At 66.3% G+C, this 15,469-nt stretch carries 20 protein-coding genes and 1 tRNA gene; 7 read left to right on the top strand and 14 right to left on the bottom strand.

All coding sequences use genetic code 11. The features are described 5' to 3' along the window. Window positions 1-2 precede the first annotated feature (2 nt). Window positions 3-335, top strand: a complete 333-nt coding sequence (locus ABH900_RS13230) for an SMR family transporter (protein ID WP_429623376.1) — start codon at window positions 3-5, stop codon at window positions 333-335. A 22-nt stretch (window positions 336-357) separates the two neighbouring features. Here the strand turns inward: ABH900_RS13230 and ABH900_RS13225 are convergent, their stop codons facing one another. The 3 genes from ABH900_RS13225 to ABH900_RS13215 all read right to left on the bottom strand — a co-directional run bounded on the left by ABH900_RS13225 (window position 358) and on the right by ABH900_RS13215 (window position 1,997). Beyond that, window positions 358-531, bottom strand: coding sequence for a DUF1328 domain-containing protein (locus ABH900_RS13225; protein WP_429623374.1), 174 nt, complete (start codon window positions 529-531; stop codon window positions 358-360). Window positions 532-625: 94 nt separating this feature from the next. Next, window positions 626-1,267: a LysE family translocator gene (locus ABH900_RS13220; RefSeq protein ID WP_429623372.1), complete on the bottom strand. Its 642-nt coding sequence runs from the start codon at window positions 1,265-1,267 to the stop codon at window positions 626-628. A gap of 97 nt (window positions 1,268-1,364) precedes the next feature. Beyond that, window positions 1,365-1,997: a cation transporter gene (locus ABH900_RS13215; RefSeq protein WP_429623370.1), complete on the bottom strand. Its 633-nt coding sequence runs from the start codon at window positions 1,995-1,997 to the stop codon at window positions 1,365-1,367. A 115-nt stretch (window positions 1,998-2,112) separates the two neighbouring features. Here ABH900_RS13215 and ABH900_RS13210 point away from each other — a divergent pair, with 115 nt between their 5' ends. After that, window positions 2,113-2,805: an aspartate/glutamate racemase family protein gene (locus ABH900_RS13210; RefSeq protein WP_429623369.1), complete on the top strand. Its 693-nt coding sequence runs from the start codon at window positions 2,113-2,115 to the stop codon at window positions 2,803-2,805. A 12-nt stretch (window positions 2,806-2,817) separates the two neighbouring features. Here the strand turns inward: ABH900_RS13210 and ABH900_RS13205 are convergent, their stop codons facing one another. Continuing rightward, window positions 2,818-3,213: a hypothetical protein gene (locus ABH900_RS13205; protein ID WP_429623368.1), complete on the bottom strand. Its 396-nt coding sequence runs from the start codon at window positions 3,211-3,213 to the stop codon at window positions 2,818-2,820. Between the two features lie 241 nt (window positions 3,214-3,454). On the opposite strand from ABH900_RS13205, the gene ABH900_RS13200 reads away from it, so the two are divergent. Together ABH900_RS13200 and ABH900_RS13195 are read left to right on the top strand one after the other, a co-directional pair. Continuing rightward, window positions 3,455-3,964 (top strand): DUF3011 domain-containing protein, encoded by a 510-nt coding sequence (locus ABH900_RS13200; protein WP_429623366.1) that lies wholly within the window; start codon window positions 3,455-3,457, stop codon window positions 3,962-3,964. A gap of 113 nt (window positions 3,965-4,077) precedes the next feature. Beyond that, window positions 4,078-4,503 (top strand): GNAT family N-acetyltransferase, encoded by a 426-nt coding sequence (locus ABH900_RS13195; protein WP_429623412.1) that lies wholly within the window; start codon window positions 4,078-4,080, stop codon window positions 4,501-4,503. Window positions 4,504-4,568: 65 nt separating this feature from the next. Here the strand turns inward: ABH900_RS13195 and ABH900_RS13190 are convergent. The 9 genes from ABH900_RS13190 to thrS form a co-directional block, all read right to left on the bottom strand. Next, window positions 4,569-4,645 (bottom strand) — tRNA-Pro (locus ABH900_RS13190). A gap of 68 nt (window positions 4,646-4,713) precedes the next feature. Then, window positions 4,714-5,070 carry a MerR family transcriptional regulator gene (locus ABH900_RS13185; protein ID WP_005410431.1) on the bottom strand — a complete coding sequence of 119 codons (357 nt, stop codon included), beginning with the start codon at window positions 5,068-5,070 and terminating at the stop codon, window positions 4,714-4,716. Further along, window positions 5,051-5,350: an integration host factor subunit alpha gene (locus ABH900_RS13180; RefSeq protein WP_005410432.1), complete on the bottom strand. Its 300-nt coding sequence runs from the start codon at window positions 5,348-5,350 to the stop codon at window positions 5,051-5,053. Before ABH900_RS13180 ends, ABH900_RS13185 begins: the two co-directional genes overlap by 20 nt. Window positions 5,351-5,377: 27 nt before the next feature. Then, on the bottom strand, window positions 5,378-7,774 hold the full coding sequence (pheT, locus tag ABH900_RS13175; protein ID WP_429623365.1) for a phenylalanine--tRNA ligase subunit beta: 2,397 nt from the start codon (window positions 7,772-7,774) through the stop codon (window positions 5,378-5,380). 83 nt (window positions 7,775-7,857) lie between these two features. After that, complete coding sequence (pheS, locus tag ABH900_RS13170; protein WP_429623363.1) at window positions 7,858-8,853, bottom strand: phenylalanine--tRNA ligase subunit alpha; 996 nt, start codon at window positions 8,851-8,853, stop codon at window positions 7,858-7,860. 194 nt (window positions 8,854-9,047) lie between these two features. Next, entirely contained in the window at window positions 9,048-9,407 is a 360-nt protein-coding gene (rplT, locus tag ABH900_RS13165) for a 50S ribosomal protein L20 (protein WP_005410435.1), read from the bottom strand. Window positions 9,408-9,418: 11 nt separating this feature from the next. After that, window positions 9,419-9,616, bottom strand: coding sequence for a 50S ribosomal protein L35 (gene rpmI / locus ABH900_RS13160; RefSeq protein WP_005410436.1), 198 nt, complete (start codon window positions 9,614-9,616; stop codon window positions 9,419-9,421). A gap of 254 nt (window positions 9,617-9,870) precedes the next feature. Continuing rightward, the gene (infC, locus tag ABH900_RS13155) at window positions 9,871-10,413 is read right to left on the bottom strand and encodes a translation initiation factor IF-3 (RefSeq protein ID WP_429623362.1); all 543 of its coding nucleotides are present in this window, start codon (window positions 10,411-10,413) and stop codon (window positions 9,871-9,873) included. Window positions 10,414-10,461: 48 nt separating this feature from the next. Continuing rightward, entirely contained in the window at window positions 10,462-12,363 is a 1,902-nt protein-coding gene (gene thrS / locus ABH900_RS13150; protein ID WP_429623361.1) for a threonine--tRNA ligase, read from the bottom strand. 430 nt (window positions 12,364-12,793) lie between these two features. On the opposite strand from thrS, the gene ABH900_RS13145 reads away from it, so the two are divergent. The 3 genes from ABH900_RS13145 to ABH900_RS13135 are packed head-to-tail and all read left to right on the top strand — an operon-like array spanning window position 12,794 to window position 14,923. Beyond that, window positions 12,794-13,090, top strand: a complete 297-nt coding sequence (locus ABH900_RS13145) for a hypothetical protein (protein ID WP_429623360.1) — start codon at window positions 12,794-12,796, stop codon at window positions 13,088-13,090. Beyond that, window positions 13,090-13,353 carry a hypothetical protein gene (locus ABH900_RS13140; RefSeq protein WP_429623358.1) on the top strand — a complete coding sequence of 88 codons (264 nt, stop codon included), beginning with the start codon at window positions 13,090-13,092 and terminating at the stop codon, window positions 13,351-13,353. Before ABH900_RS13145 ends, ABH900_RS13140 begins: the two co-directional genes overlap by 1 nt. Window positions 13,354-13,363: 10 nt before the next feature. Next, entirely contained in the window at window positions 13,364-14,923 is a 1,560-nt protein-coding gene (locus ABH900_RS13135) for a PepSY-associated TM helix domain-containing protein (RefSeq protein WP_429623356.1), read from the top strand. Between the two features lie 99 nt (window positions 14,924-15,022). Here the strand turns inward: ABH900_RS13135 and ABH900_RS13130 are convergent, their stop codons facing one another. Further along, the gene (locus ABH900_RS13130; protein WP_429623355.1) at window positions 15,023-15,415 is read right to left on the bottom strand and encodes a VOC family protein; all 393 of its coding nucleotides are present in this window, start codon (window positions 15,413-15,415) and stop codon (window positions 15,023-15,025) included. Window positions 15,416-15,469 lie beyond the last annotated feature (54 nt).

Raw genomic sequence — 15,469 nt, 5'->3', positions numbered from 1 at the left:
CGATGAATCCCTATGTCTATCTCGCCGCCGCCATCGTGCTGGAAGTGATCGCCACCTCGCTGCTGAAGGCCTCCGACGGCATGAGCCGGTGGGCGCCGACCCTGGGCGCGCTGGTCGGGTATGGGCTGTGCTTCTATCTGCTGTCGGTGACGATGAAGTCGATTCCGACCGGCATCGCCTACGCGATCTGGTCCGGTGTCGGCATCGTGCTGATCTCACTGATCGGCCTGACGGTGTTCAAGCAGCGCCTGGATGCCCCGGCGCTGATCGGCATCGGCCTGATCTGTGCCGGCGTGCTGGTGATCAACCTGTTCTCGCGCAGCAGCGCGCACTGAGCGCGCTGCTGCGCGGCGCACGCTAGCTGACCTTCTTCGCCACGCTCATGCCGATCAGGAACAGCACCACGGCGATGATGATGCCGGCCCAGAACAGGAACTTGGCGATGCCTACTGCGGCACCGGCGATGCCGCCAAAGCCTAGTACGCCTGCGATGACGCCGATGATGGCGAAGATGATGGCCCACTTGATCATGTCGATCCTTTCCCCGCAGGGAATGCAAACGGTGTGATCAGGCTAGGCCGCCGCCGATGCGGCGCTCGTGAACAGGCCGCGTGTGCGGCGTGAATCAGCGCGGGCGGAAGCGCAGCAGAGCGACCGCGAATGCCAGGAACACGCTGCCCACCAGCCGCTCGAACCAGCGCTGCGCGAACGGCTTGGCCAGCCAGCGACGCAGGCCATGCCCGCCCGCCGCATACATCACGTACCAGAACAGCTCGCAGGCAGCGAAGGTCACCACCAGCACGCTGTACTGCACGGCCTGGCCCCGCGACGGATCGACGAACTGCGGCAGGAACGCTGCGGCGAACAGCAGCAGTTTGGGATTGCTCAGGCCGACCCACAGACCACCGCGGAACACCGCGCCTGCGCCATGCATCGGGGCCAGCGGCGGCTCGGCGTCGCTGGCCACCGTGGAGGCAGGGCGGCAGCTGTCGCGCCAGGCCTTGATGCCGAGCCACGCCAGGTAAGCCACGCCCACATAGCGCAACACCTCGAACAGCATCGGCGAGGAGTGCAGCAGCGCGCTCAGCCCTGCCGCCGATGCGGCCAGCACCAGCAGCATCGCCAGCAGGCAGCCCGCCATCGCCGGCAGGCTGCCTCGGAAGCCCAGCCCGACGCTGCGACCGAGGATATGCAGCATGTTCGGCCCGGGCGTTCCGCACAGCACAAAAACCGTGGCCAGGAACCACCACCAGGTATGCAGGGCCATGTCGAAATCCACTTCAGAAGACGGCACCAGCATAGGGGGCACCGATCGAACGTGGCACATACAGCGCGCCACGGATGCAACGGTTACAGATTCCCGCTCAGCGGGCCGCCAGGCGTGCACTGCGCAGTTCGGTCCAGGCCGTACGCAGCACCCGCAGTGCCGAACGCAGGAAAAGCACCAGCAGCGCGCCGGCCACCAGCAGGTCCGGCCAGCCAGCACCGAACAGCGCCACCAGCCCGGCTGCCAGCAGCACCGATACGCCCTCGTAGAGATCGTTGCGCGAGCATTCCCAGGCCGACGCCAGATTGATGTCGTCGTTGCGATACGGCGTCAGCAGCCATAGGCACAACGCATTGGCGGCCAGGTTGAGCAGCGCTGCCAGGCCCATGCTGGCGAACAGCGGCACCTCCGGGTGCAGCAGTCGCCAACCGATCTGCATCGCCACCGCCAGCGCTGCGGCCAGGATCAGCAGGCCCTTGAACAGCGCCACCCGCGCTTTCGCCACCAGGCCAGCGCCGACCACAGCCAGGCTCAACGCATAGGTCGCCGCATCGCCGAGGTTGTCCAGCGCGCCAGACAACAGCGAGGACGAATGGCTGTACCACGCCGCGGCGACCATCATCGCGAAAGTCGCCAGGTTCACCAGCAGCACGATCCACAGCACGCGCCGGTGACGGGCCTGCATCGCCGCCACGTCCAGGGTCTTGCCACAGCCGCAACACTCGCCCATTACCTGGCCTTCCGCAGTTGATGGGGCATTATCGCGCCGTGCGCGTGCCGGGTCGATCCGCTCCCCCCGGCCGCCATCCTGTGCTGCAATGACCCCCCATGGCATGGAGCAGAGCATGAAGACCCTGGGCCTGATCGGCGGCATGAGCTGGGAGAGTTCGGCGCAGTACTACCGGCTCATCAACGAAGCGGTACGGAATCAGCTCGGTGGCGCGCATTCGGCGCAGCTGCTGCTGTGGTCGGTGGACTTTGCCGGCATCAAGCAACTGCAGCACGACGGCGACTGGGATGCGCTGGGCCAGCTCATGGTGGATGCCGCACGCCGGTTGCAGGCCGGCGGCGCCGAGCTGCTGTTGATCTGCACCAATACCATGCACACGCTGGCCGACCGCATCGAAGCGGAATGCCCGCTGCCGTTGCTGCATATCGCCGACCCGACCGCCACTGCCATCGTGCAGGCCGGCATCCGCAGAGTGGGCCTGCTCGGCACCGCCTTCACCATGGAACAGACGTTCTACCGTGACCGGTTGGAGCAGCGCTTCGGGCTGGAGGTACTGGTCCCAGATGCCGATGATCGCCGCTGCGTGCACGACATCATCTACCAGGAACTGATTGCCGGTGTGGTCAGCGAAACGTCGCGGCAGGTCTATGCCGACGTGATCGCACGCCTGGTGGCACGTGGCGCCGAGGCGATCATCCTCGGCTGCACTGAAATCATGCTGCTGGTGCGCCCCGAGGACAGTGCTGTGCCGCTGTTCGACACCACCACCCTGCATGCACTCGCTGCGGTGGACGCGGCCCTGGCCTGACGCGGCAAGGACTCAGTCCGTGCCCTGCACTTCCAGCGCAGTGATCAGCCACTCGACCACCGCCTGCGAATCACACAGGAAGAAGATGGCATCGCCCGAACGCGCCTCGGTCAGCAGCCGATAGACGGTGATCGCCACCGCCGACTGGTTGGCAATGAATACTTCCGGGCTGCGCGGCCCTTCGCTGTGCCCCGCCACGGCATGCAACGCCTTGCGCGCGGCCACGGTGGCCGCCGGGTCCGCGCTGCGCGCCAGCTCCGGCCCGCGCAGACCCCAGGCAATGAACACATGCTTGCCCTTGAACGTGGTGTCCAGGACACGCACCTGCCCGGCCTCTGTGCCAGCCGAGCGATGAATGACGATACTGCTGATCAACGCAACCCCCTGTGGTCGTCGTGGTCCGCGCATCCTCCTCCACCCGCTCACTGCACGCCAGTGACGGCAGCCACAGGCTGCGCCGACAAGCGCGGGAGGCATGTAAGAAGGTGTAAGCCGATGCGATCGGATGTGCAGCGATGATACGGGATGTAAGCCTCTGCATGGGCCCGTGCGCACTACTAAATCCCCACTGAGCCAGTGCCGGAACGGTCCGTTCCGAGGGCCTCGGGCTGGTCCATTCTTGCCACCCGCTCCCCTGCTGAGGCTCCCCATGACCCATCGCCTGCTGTTTTCGATCACCACCGCCAGCGTGGCCCTGCTGCTGGCCGCCACCACAGTGGCGGCTCAGGATTACGACAGCGATCACAGTTCTCCGCTGCGCTGCGAATCGCAGTTCAACAAGCCCCAACAGTGCCCGATCGAAGGTCGCATGCGCCTGGCCAAGCAGCTTTCGGTCACTCGTTGCGTGGAGGACCAGAACTGGGGCCAGGGCCGGCGCGTGCTCTGGGTCACCGATGGCTGCCGAGCGGAGTTCGTTGCCGACGAGCATGGGCGCGGACGCTGGCCAGGACGCGGGCGTGACCGTGACGACGATGGCGAGCGCCTGGTCTGCGAGTCGTACGAGCAGAAGGACAAGGAGTGCCGCATCCGCGTTCGCCGCGACGTGCGCCTGATCAAGCAGAAGTCGGCAACTCCCTGCATCGAGGACCGCAACTGGGGCTGGGATCGTCGCGGCGTATGGGTCAGCGATGGCTGCCGCGCCGAGTTCCGGGTGTATTGACTGCCGGCCACGCGCTGGCTGCGGCGTGTCAGCGGTCACGGCCGGCGAGGCGGATAGACTGGGCCCATCTGTTCCAGGAGTGCCTGAAGGTGCCACCTGCTCTTCCCGCCACGATGCTGCGCATCCGCGACGCCGCGCCCACCGACATCGCCGCACTTATCGCACTCGACAGCGTGGCGCGCGACGATCCCCGGCGGACATGGCAGATCACCCGATGGCTGGCAGCCGGCGGCGTGCATGTCGCCGAGCGGAACGAAGCGGCTGTCGGTTACATGGTCATCCATCACCATTTCTTCGGCGAAGCCTTCATCGAAATGCTGATGGTGGCGCCCGCACAGCTTGGCCAGGGCATTGGTGGTGGGTTGCTGCGTCACGCGATCGCCCTGCACGGGCACGGCAAGCTGTTCACTTCGACCAACGCATCCAACGTTGGCATGCAGCGCCTGCTCCATGCCATCGGCTTCATCGGCAGCGGCATCGTGCATGGCCTGGACGAGGGCGATCCGGAACGGATCTACCGCTTTGCCGTCGCCCCATGATCGCCAACGACCGCACGCACAAAAAAGCCCACGCATTGCTGCGCGGGCTCTTTGATTCATCACAGTGGTCGGGACGGCCGGATTCGAACCGACGACCCTCTGCCCCCCAGGCAGATGCGCTACCAGGCTGCGCTACGCCCCGACTGATGCTGCGATGTGCCCGCCAGTGCGGCGGGCCGTGAAGTATAGCGGATTACGATGGAAATGGGATCAGCGGCGCAACAACTGCAGCACTTCTTCCAGCTCCATGCGCACCTGCTTGATGATCTGGTTGCTCAGCGCCGATTCCTCGCGGGCATCGGGACCATCCAGGCGCAGGCGTGCTCCACCAATGGTGTAGCCCTGTTCGTACAGCAGGCTGCGGATCTGCCGCACCATCAGCACATCATGGCGCTGATAGTAACGGCGGTTGCCTCGGCGCTTGGCCGGCTCAAGGCTGGGAAACTCGGTTTCCCAGTAGCGCAGGACGTGCGGCTTGACGTCGCACAGCTCGCTGACCTCACCGATGGTGAAGTAGCGCTTGGCCGGGATCGGCGGTAGTTCGCGGTTACTGCCCGGATCCAGCATAAGCTTCCACCCTCTCCTTGAGCTTCTGGCCCGGACGGAAGGTGACCACCGTACGGGCGGAAATCGGAATTTCCTCGCCGGTCTTGGGGTTGCGACCCGGGCGCTGGTTCTTGCGCCGCAGATCGAAATTACCGAAGCCCGACAGCTTCACCTGACGTCCCTGTTCCAATGCTTCACGCAGCACATCGAAAAACGCGTCGACGAATTCCTTGGCTTCCCGCTTGTTCAGACCGACTTCGTCGAACAGCTTTTCCGCCATCTCCGCCTTGGTCAATGCCATTGCCTGCTACCCCCGAGTGCTGCCCGCTCAGCCGCGGATCCGGGCGTGGTGTTCACGCTCGATGGCAGTGACCGCCTCGGCCACCACCGCATCCACGTCGCGGTCCGTCAGAGTGCGCGACTTGTCCTGCAAAATCAAGCCCATAGCGAGACTCTTGAATCCCGGCTCGACGCCCTGGCCGACATAGCGATCGAACAGGTTCAGGTCGCGCAGCAGCGGGCCGGCAGCCTGGCGGACGGTGGCCGCCAGGTCGGCCCAGGCCACCTGCTCAGGTACCAGGAACGCCAGGTCGCGGCGTACCGCCGGGAAGCGCGACAGCTCGCCGGCACGCGGCAGGCGGCGGGCGGTCAGCGGCTCCAGGTCCAGCTCGAAGGCATAGACATCGGCCTCGATCTCCATCGCCCTGGTCAGGCGAGGATGGACCTGGCCGATCCAGCCGATCGCCACGCCGTCGCGGAACACCTCGGCCGAACGCGCCGGGTGGCCGTAGGCACGGACCGACGGACGGAACTCCAGTTGCGCGCCACTGGCGGCGGCCAACGACTCCAGGTCGCCCTTGAGGTCATGGAAATCGACCTTGCGGGTCGGCAGGCCCCACTGCACCGCCTGCGCTTCGCCACAGACCGCGGCAGCCACGCGCAGGGTTTCCAGCGGTGCCGGCCGGCTTTCGCCGAGCGACGCGTCGCCGGCCTGCTGGGCGAACACCCGGCCGATCTCGAACAGGCGCACGCGGCCAAGCTGACGGGCAGCATTGCGGCCCAGCGTGGCAACCAGGCCCGGCAGCAGCGACGGACGCATCACGGCCAGTTCCGCCGACAGCGGGTTGGCCAGCGGCACCAGGCCGTCGCGCAGCTGCCACTGGGCCAGCAGCGCATCGTCGACGAAGGCGAAATTGACGGTTTCCTGCTGGTCACGGGCGACCAGCTGGCGACGCACGCTCAGCGCGTCCAGCTGGGTCTCGCTCGGCATCGCCACGCGCGAGGCACCACCCGGCAGCGTGGTCGGAATCTGCTCGTAACCATGGATACGAGCCAGCTCCTCGATCAGGTCTTCCTCGATGGCAATGTCGAAGCGGCGGCTCGGCGCAGCCACCTGCCAGCCGTCGGCACTGGCGACCACGACCATGCCCAGCGCGCGCAGGATGCGCTCGACTTCGGCGTCGTCGATGGTGATGCCCAGCACGCGGGTGATGCGCGCGCGGCGCAGTACGATCGTTGCCGGCTGCGGCAGGTCATCGGAGCGCACGGCCTCGGTGACCGGCGCCGGGGTACCACCGGCCAGATCCAGCACCAGGCGGGTGGCGTATTCGATGGCGGTGCGCGGCAGTGCCGGGTCGACGCCACGCTCGAAGCGATGGCCGGCATCGGTGTGCAGGCCCAGCTTGCGGCCCCGGCCCATGATCGCGGCCGGCGCGAAGTGCGCGGCCTCCAGGAACACGGCGGTGGTGGTATCAGTGACACGCGTATCGAAGCCGCCCATCAGGCCGGCCAGGCCGACGGCACGGTCGGCATCGGTGACGACCAGGAAGCTGTCATCCAGCGTGGCATCGCGACCGTCCAGCAGCTTCAGGGTCTCGCCGGCACGTGAACGGCGCACCGCGATGCTGCCCTGCAGGGTGCCGAGGTCGTAGGCGTGCATCGGCTGGCCCAGCTCCAGCATCACGTACTGGGTGATGTCGACCAGCAGCGAGACCGGACGCACGCCACTGCGGCGCAGGCGTTCGGCCATCCACAGCGGGGTCTTGGCCGCGGCGTTGACGCCCTCGATGACACGGCCCAGGTAACGCGGCGCTTCGGCGCCGGCGTCGAGCTGGATGGACAGCGCACGGCTGCCGACCGGCGCAATGGCATCGGCGGCGAATTCCAGCACTTCGCTGCGGGTGGCCGCAGCGACGTCGTAGGCGATGCCGCGCAGGCTGAAGCAATCAGCGCGGTTCGGGGTCAGCTTGATCTCGATGCTGGCGTCCGGCAGGCCCAGGTACTCGACCAGGGTCTGGCCGATCGGTGCGTCGTCCGGCAGTTCCAGCAGGCCGGAGGCATCATTGTCCAGGCCCAGCTCCTTGGCTGAGCAGAGCATGCCGTTGGACTCGACGCCGCGCAGCTTGGCCGGCTTGATCTTCAGCTCGCCGATCTGCGCCCCCACCATCGCCAGCGGCGCAACCAGACCCGGGCGCGCGTTCGGCGCACCACAGACGATCTGCAGCAGCTCACCCTGCCCGGCATCGACCCTGCACACCTGCAGGCGATCGGCCTCGGGATGGCGCACGGCCTCGACGATGCGTGCCACGACCACGTGATCGAGGCCTTCGCCGAGCGCGGTCACCTCTTCCACTTCCAGGCCGATGGCGGTCAGCACCGCACTCAGTTCATCGCGCGAAGCGCGGGTCGGGACGTGGCTGCGCAGCCAGTTTTCGGAGAATTTCATGGTGTCACCCTGGTGGGCCCGGCGCATGCGCCTGGGCCTGCGTTGTTGAGTCCGCCGGGCATGGCCCGGCGCTACCTAGTGCGTTACGCGAACTGCCTGAGGAAGCGCACGTCGTTCTCGAAGAACGCGCGCAGATCGTTGACGCCGTAGCGCAGCATCGCAAAACGCTCCACGCCCATGCCGAAGGCAAAGCCGGTGTAACGCTCCGGATCGATGCCGACATTGCGCAGCACGTTCGGATGCACCATGCCGCAGCCGAGCACTTCCAGCCAGCGGGTGCTGCCATCGGGCTGCTGCCAGGCGATATCCACTTCCGCGCCCGGTTCAACGAACGGGAAGTAGCTGGGGCGGAAGCGCATTTCGAAATCACGCTCGAAGAACGCGCGCACGAATTCGGCCAGCGTGCCCTTCAGGTCGGCGAAGGTCGAATGCTCGTCCACCAGCAGCCCTTCCACCTGATGGAACATCGGTGAGTGGGTCTGGTCGCTGTCGCTGCGGTACACCTTGCCGGCGGCGATCATGCGCAGCGGCGGCGCGTGGTCGCCCATGTAGCGCACCTGCACACCGGAGGTATGCGTGCGCAGCAGGCGGCCGTCGCCGAAATAGAAGGTGTCGTGCATGGCACGCGCCGGGTGGTGCGGCGGGAAATTCAGCGCCTCGAAGTTGTGCCAGTCATCCTCGATCTCCGGCCCTTCGGACAACTCATAGCCCAGCCGGCCGAAGATGCCGGTGATGCGCTCCAGGGTGCGGGTGATCGGATGCAGGCCGGCACGATCGCCATTGCGGCCCGGCAGGGTGATGTCGATGGCTTCGGCGGCCAGGCGCGCATCCAGTGCCGCGTCTTCCAGCAGCGCCCTGCGCTCGCCCAGCGCACGGGTCAGCGCGTCGCGGGCCTGGTTGATCGCTTCGCCGGCAGCCTTGCGCTCGTCGGCCGGCAGCGCACCGAGCTGCTTGAGCTGCGAGGTGATGCTGCCACTCTTGCCAAGCAGGGCCACGCGCAGCTGTTCCAGCACGTCGGGGCTCTGTGCGGCGGCCACATCGGCCAGCGCCTGGGTGGTGAGGGATTGGATGTCGCTCATGGGGGGGCCGGAACTCCAGTCGATCTGCCATCGCGATGCGCGAAGGGCCGACCCCTGTCGCCACCGCCGTCCCCGCGCCGCCGTTGTGGCCTCGCCGGGACCCAAAAAAGAATGGGGAAGGACTTGCGCCCTTCCCCATGCATTGCCTTGACCTGACACCGTTCCGAGTGAACGGTTACGGCATCGGGAAGGACTTATGCCGCCAGCGCGCCCTTGGCCTTTTCGGCCAGCGCGGCAAAACCGGCTGCGTCGTGCACGGCGATGTCAGCCAGGACCTTGCGGTCCAGGGTGATGCCGGCCTTCAGCAGACCGTTCATGAAGCGGCTGTAGCTCAGACCATTGATGCGGGCAGCCGCATTGATGCGGGTGATCCACAGCGAACGGAAGTTGCGCTTCTTCTGCTTACGGCCGATGTAGGCGTACTGCTGTGCCTTGATGACCGCCTGCTTGGCAACGCGGAAGACCTTGCGACGGGCGTTGTAATAGCCCTTGGCGAGATCCAGGATTTTCTTGTGGCGGCGACGCGCCTGTACGCCACGCTTAACTCGTGCCATTTTTCAGTTCCTCAGAGGTAAGGGAGCATGCGGTCCAGACGGCCTGCGTCTTCTGCACGGACATGGCCCGTCTGACGCAGATTACGCTTACGCTTGGTCGCTTTCTTCGTGAGGATGTGGCTACGGTTGGCGTGGCCGCACTTGTACTTGCCCGAGGCGGTCTTGCGGAAACGCTTGGCCGCTGCCCGGTTGGTCTTGATCTTGGGCATTGCAATGTCCTTGATGGGATATGACCCTGGTTTCTGACTGATCTGGCGGCGGCCTGGGCCGCTCTTTCCTTCCTGCCATGATCGGCGTACGACCCGTCCTGGGTGGGTCGAGCCGGGCATGATACAGGCAAAACCGCCCTCTCACCAGCCCCCTGACCTTTTCGCCGGCAGGCCACAAAAGCAAAGGGACGCCGGCGGCGTCCCTTTACCCTGAACCATTCAGCCAGGCGCCCCGGAAGGCGGCCCGTCAGGCTTCAGGTCTTCTTCTTCGGCGCGATCATCATCACCATCTGACGCCCTTCCAGGCGCGGACGGGATTCAATGACGATGTCCTCACCCAGATCGGTCTCGATCCGGTTGGCCATCTCACGACCCAGCTCCTGGTGGCTCATTTCACGGCCACGGAAGCGGATATTGACCTTGATCTTGTCGCCTTCCTCGAGGAAGCCCCGCATCTTGCGCAGCTTGATCTGGTAGTCGCCCTCGTCCGTGACCGGACGGAACTTCACTTCCTTGATCTCGACCTGCTTGGTCTTCTTCTTGGCCTCGCTGGCCTTCTTCTGCGCTTCGAACTTGAACTTGCCGAAGTCCATGATCTTGCAGACCGGCGGATCGGCCTGCGGCTGGATTTCGACCAGATCCAGGCCTTCATCTTCGGCCATGGACAGCGCTTCGTCGCGCGTCAACACGCCGATCATTTCTCCGTCACTGCCGATCACGCGGACGCGCGGCACACGGATTTCCTGATTCTTGCGGTTCTGTTTGTTGTCAGGGGTGCTGATATTACGTTCTCCCAAGGGTATCGAACCGGTCCGGGCGCCTGTGCCCCCGGACCGGACCTTTGCTTACGCGCCCTCGGCCTGGAGCCGCTCGATGAAGGCCTGCAGGCTCATGCTGCCCAGGTCTTCGCCAGAACGCGTACGCACCGCCACAGCCCCGTTTTCCTTCTCGCGGTCACCAATGACCAGCAGGTAAGGCACGCGCTGCAACGTATGCTCGCGGATTTTATAGCCGATCTTCTCGTTACGCAAATCCGAGCTGACGCGGAAGCCTTGCTCCGCAAGGGTTTTGGTCACGCTCGAGACGTATTCAGCCTGGGCATCGGTGATATTGGCCACCACCACCTGGGTCGGCGCCAGCCAGGCCGGGAACTGGCCGGCATGATGCTCGATCAGGATGCCCAGGAAACGCTCCATCGAGCCGACGATGGCCCGGTGCAACATGACCGGGTGCTGCTTCTGGCTGTTCTCGTCCACGTACTCGGCGCCAAGGCGGCCGGCCATCATGAAGTCGACCTGCATCGTGCCCAGCTGCCAGGTACGGCCAATGGCGTCCTTCAGGTGGTACTCGATCTTCGGGCCGTAGAAGGCGCCCTCACCCGGCAGTTCCTGCCACTCCACGCCGCAGGCGCCCAGCGCAGAGCGCAGCGCGCCCTCGGCCTTGTCCCAGGTGGCATCATCACCGAGGCGCGATTCCGGACGCAGCGCGATCTTGATCTGGATCTCGTCGAAGCCAAAGTGCTGGTAGACCGCCAGCGCCTGCTGGTGGAATGCGGTCACTTCCGATTCGATCTGGTTCTCGGTGCAGAACACGTGGCCGTCGTCCTGGGTGAAACCACGCACGCGCAGGATGCCGTGCAGCGCGCCGGACGGCTCGTTGCGATGGCAGGAGCCGAATTCACCGTAGCGGATCGGCAGGTCCCGGTAGCTGTGCAGGCCCTGGTTGAACACCTGGACATGGCCCGGGCAGTTCATCGGCTTGACCGCGTAGGTGCGCTTCTCCGACTCGGTGAAGAACATGTTGTCCTGGTAGTTGTCCCAGTGCCCGGACTTCTTCCACAGGCTCACGTCCAGGATCTGCGGGCAGCGCACTTCACCGTAGCCGCTGCTGCGGTAGACCTTGCGCATGTACTGCTCGACCACCTGCCACAGCGCCCAGCCCTTGGGATGCCAGAACACCAGGCCCGGCGCTTCTTCCTGCAGGTGGAACAGGTCCTGCTGCTTGCCGATGCGGCGGTGGTCGCGCATTTCGGCTTCCTCGATGCGCTTGATGTACGCCTCGAGCTGCTTCTTGTCGGCCCATGCAGTGCCGTAGATGCGCTGCAACTGCTCGTTCTGCGCGTCGCCGCGCCAGTACGCGCCGGAGATGCGGGTCAGCTTGAAGGCCTTCAGGAAGCGGGTGTTCGGCACGTGCGGGCCGCGGCACATGTCCACGTATTCCTGGTGGTAGTACATGCCCATCGCCTGGATGTCGTCGGACATGTCCTCGATCAGGCGCAGCTTGTAGTCCTCGCCACGGGCCTTGAAGATCTCGATCACCTCGGCACGCGGCGTCACCTTCTTGATGACGTCGTAGTCCTGGGCGATCAGCTCGCCCATGCGCTTCTCGATGGCGGCCATGTCGTCCGGCGTGAACGGGCGCTCGGAGTAGATGTCGTAGTAGAAGCCCTCGGCGATCACCGGGCCGATGACCATCTTCGCGTCCGGATACAGCTGCTTGACGGCGTGGCCGACCAGGTGGGCACAGGAGTGGCGGATGATTTCCACACCCTCCTCGTCCTTGGCGGTGATGATGCGCAGGGATGCGTCCTTGTCGATCACGTCGCTGGCATCGACCAGCACGCCGTCAACCGAACCGGCGATGGTGGCCTTGGCCAGACCGGCACCGATCGACTGGGCGACGTCCATGACACTGACGGGATTTTCGAATTCGCGGCGGCTGCCGTCGGGAAGAGTAATGTTGATCATCGCATTGGCTTCGTGCGGGGCCCGCTCGAGCGGGCTGGAAAGCGGTCCCGGGCCGACGCCCGGGCAATAAAAAAGCGCCGCGAGGGCGCCTGGAACCCAGGGCCTTCGAGGGCAGGTCAACAGTGGGCGGTGGTAGTGCTCATGTCGCACGCTCGGCCGGCGCGGGGCGCGGGCCACCTTGTTCCAGAAAGGGGTCGATACCGATCTTAAACCAGCGCACGGGAAAGCCCAAGGGCTACCGTACGGTCCGCTGAATGGACCTCGGTGGCGGCGTGAAAACGCAATGATTACCATGTGCCCGCAGCCCGCCCCGTGCCAGCCTGCCCGCTTTCCCCCAGGACCTCGTGATGCGCCACCCGCTCCGACCGGCTCCCGCCGGCCCCGCCCGTGCTCCGCGTTCGCCGCACCCCGGCCGCACCGGTCGCCCGTTGTGATCACCGTCGGCCTTTCCACGCTCGGCTTCTGCAGCCTGGGCATCCTGTCGGCGATGTTCTCGGCGTTGGCCTTCTACGCCGCCTCGCCCCACTGCCGCTGGCCACGACTGCGTCGCGCCGGCCGCCTCGGCCGGCAGATCGGCCTGGTCGCCGCCGCCGCCGCGCTGTGGCTGTGGATGGCCGAGCTCGGTTTCGCTGCTGGCCTGGTCGCGATGCTGTGCACCTGGATGCTGGCGGCGATGCTGCTGCCGGCGCTGGCCGCCTGGCACCGTCCCGGCACGGAGTCGCCCTGATGTGGCCGCGCGCTTTCGCCGGCATCATCGCCGGCTTCCTGCTGGCCGCTGCCGTGACCGGCCTGGTGACCTGGCTACCGCCCGGCCCCTGGCAGCGCGCCCTGGTGCCATCCCTGATCACCTTCATCCCGCTCTGGATGCTGGCCGCCCTGTGGGCGTTCAGCTTCCGCAGCGCGCTGCGCGCCTGGCTGGTGCTGGCCGCCAGTGCCGCGGCCGGCTTCGCCGTGCTTGGGCTGCTGCGCCTGGCCGGCGCCGTGCAATGAGACCGACCGCATGAAGTTCAGCTCGCAGACCCTGCGCACATTCACCACCCTGCATACCTGGGTTGGACTGGTGGCCGGTTTCGGCCTGTTCGTGGCCTTCTATGCCGGTTCGCTGACCCTGTTCCACCACGACCTGCCGCTCTGGCAGACCCCGGGCGCGGCAACCGCGCTGCCCGCCGGCCTGGACGATGCGCAGTACCTGCTGGAGGATGTACTGGCCGCGCATCCGGAAGCACGCCAGCACATCGGCATGACCTTCCCCGGTGCCGAGCACCCGCAGCCACTGGCCTACTGGCAGACCCTGGATGGCAGCTGGCGCTACGCCTGGCCCGGACAGATCGCCGGCAGCCCAACGCCGCCGCAGACCGGGCTGGCGGAACTGGTCAACGAACTGCATTACAGCCTCGGCCTGCCAGTGGCTGGCATCTACGTGATGGGCATCGTCAGCCTGTTGTATGGAATGGCCCTGCTCAGCGGCCTGGTGATCCACCTGCCGAAGCTGCTCGGCGACCTGTTCGCACTGCGCCCCGGCCGCAACCTGAAGCAGCTGTGGCAGGACGCGCACAACGTGATCGGCGTGCTCAGCCTGCCCTTCCACCTGATGTTCGCGGTGACCGGCGCCCTGCTCTGCCTGGTGTTCGTGCAGATGGCCCTGCTCAATCCACTCATCTACGACGGCAAGGCCCTGCAGGCCGTACCCACGGCCATGGATACCGCGCCCGTCCGCGACGCCACCGGCATTCCGGCGCCGCCGGGCAGCCTGCGCGTGCTGCATGCGCGCGCCCTGGAAGTGGCACGCGCGCAGGGCGTGACCAACTTCGAACCGGCCTACCTGAAGCTGGCCAACGCGGGCGATGCCAATGCCACCATCGAGATCACCGGTGAAGCCAGCGGTACGCTCGGCCCACTCGGTGCGGTGGCGCTGGATGTGGCCACCGGCAACGTACTGGCCAGCCAGCTGCCCGGCCAGCGCGACGCCAACCATGCCACGCTGAGCGCAGCCTACGCGCTGCATTTCGGCGAGTTCGGCAATGGCGTGGTGGTCTGGCTGTACTTCCTGCTCGGCCTCGGCGGCGCCTTCCTGTTCTACTCGGGCAACCTGCTGTGGATCGAATCGCGGCGCAAGCGCCGCCAGCCGCAGCAGCCACGCGCCGGAGTGAACATGGCGCGGGCCACGGTCGGCGTGTGCATCGGCCTGTGCGTGGCGATCTCGATGGCGTTCGTGACCGCACTGGTGCTGGAACGACTGGCGCCGTCGACGGTCGACCACGGTATCCGCTGGGCCTGTTTCGGCACCTGGGCGGCCTGTGCGCTGTGGGCCGCGCTGCGCCGCCCTGCACAGGCCGCGCGCGAGCTGCTCTGGGCCGCGGCGATCAGCACGGCGCTGGTACCGATCCTGCATGGCGCGCTCAGTGGTGACTGGCTGTGGCGCGCCGCCACGCATGGCCATTGGCCGCTGTTCTGGGTCGATGCGATTGCGCTGGCGATGGCGTTCGGCTTCGCACGCCTGGCGGTGGCCAGCCAGCGCCGTGCGCGCAACGGCGACCCCAACAGCGTCTGGGCGGATTGAGGCCTCTGCCAGGCATGCCCCGGTAGAGTCGAGCTTGCTCGACTGTTGCTGATTCCACGCGAAGAGCCGTCGAGCAAGCTCGACGCTACCAAAGCAGGGTCAAACCTCGTCCGGGTAACGGCTCACTTCGATCAGATTGCCGTCCGGGTCGCGGAAGTAGACCGATTCGATCGGCCCTAGCGCGCCGGTACGTGCGACCGGCCCCGCCTCCACCGCGATGGCCTGTGCTTGCAGGTGCGCCAGCACATCGGCCATGGCCATGCGCGTGATCAGGCACAGGTCGGCACTGCCCGGCGTGGGCTGCGCGGCATGCGGCTGCAGCGGTGCGCTGGCCGGGTGCAGGTTGATCTTCTGCTGGCCGAACTGCAACGCGGTGCGGCCGGCGCCGAAGCGCACGACCTGCATGCCGAGCACGCGCTGGTAGAAATCACAGCTGCGTTCGATGTCGGCGACGGTGAGGACCAGATGGTCCAGGCGTTCGATGAGGATCATGCCCGCAGCCTAGCGCTGCGGGCGTTGCCAGGATGTGCCGCGTCAGGCCGGTGG

Origin of the sequence: Stenotrophomonas sp. AN71, from assembly GCF_050435725.1 — a bacterium.
Lineage (GTDB): Bacteria > Pseudomonadota > Gammaproteobacteria > Xanthomonadales > Xanthomonadaceae > Stenotrophomonas.
This window is presented reverse-complemented; position numbering and strand designations above follow the sequence as displayed.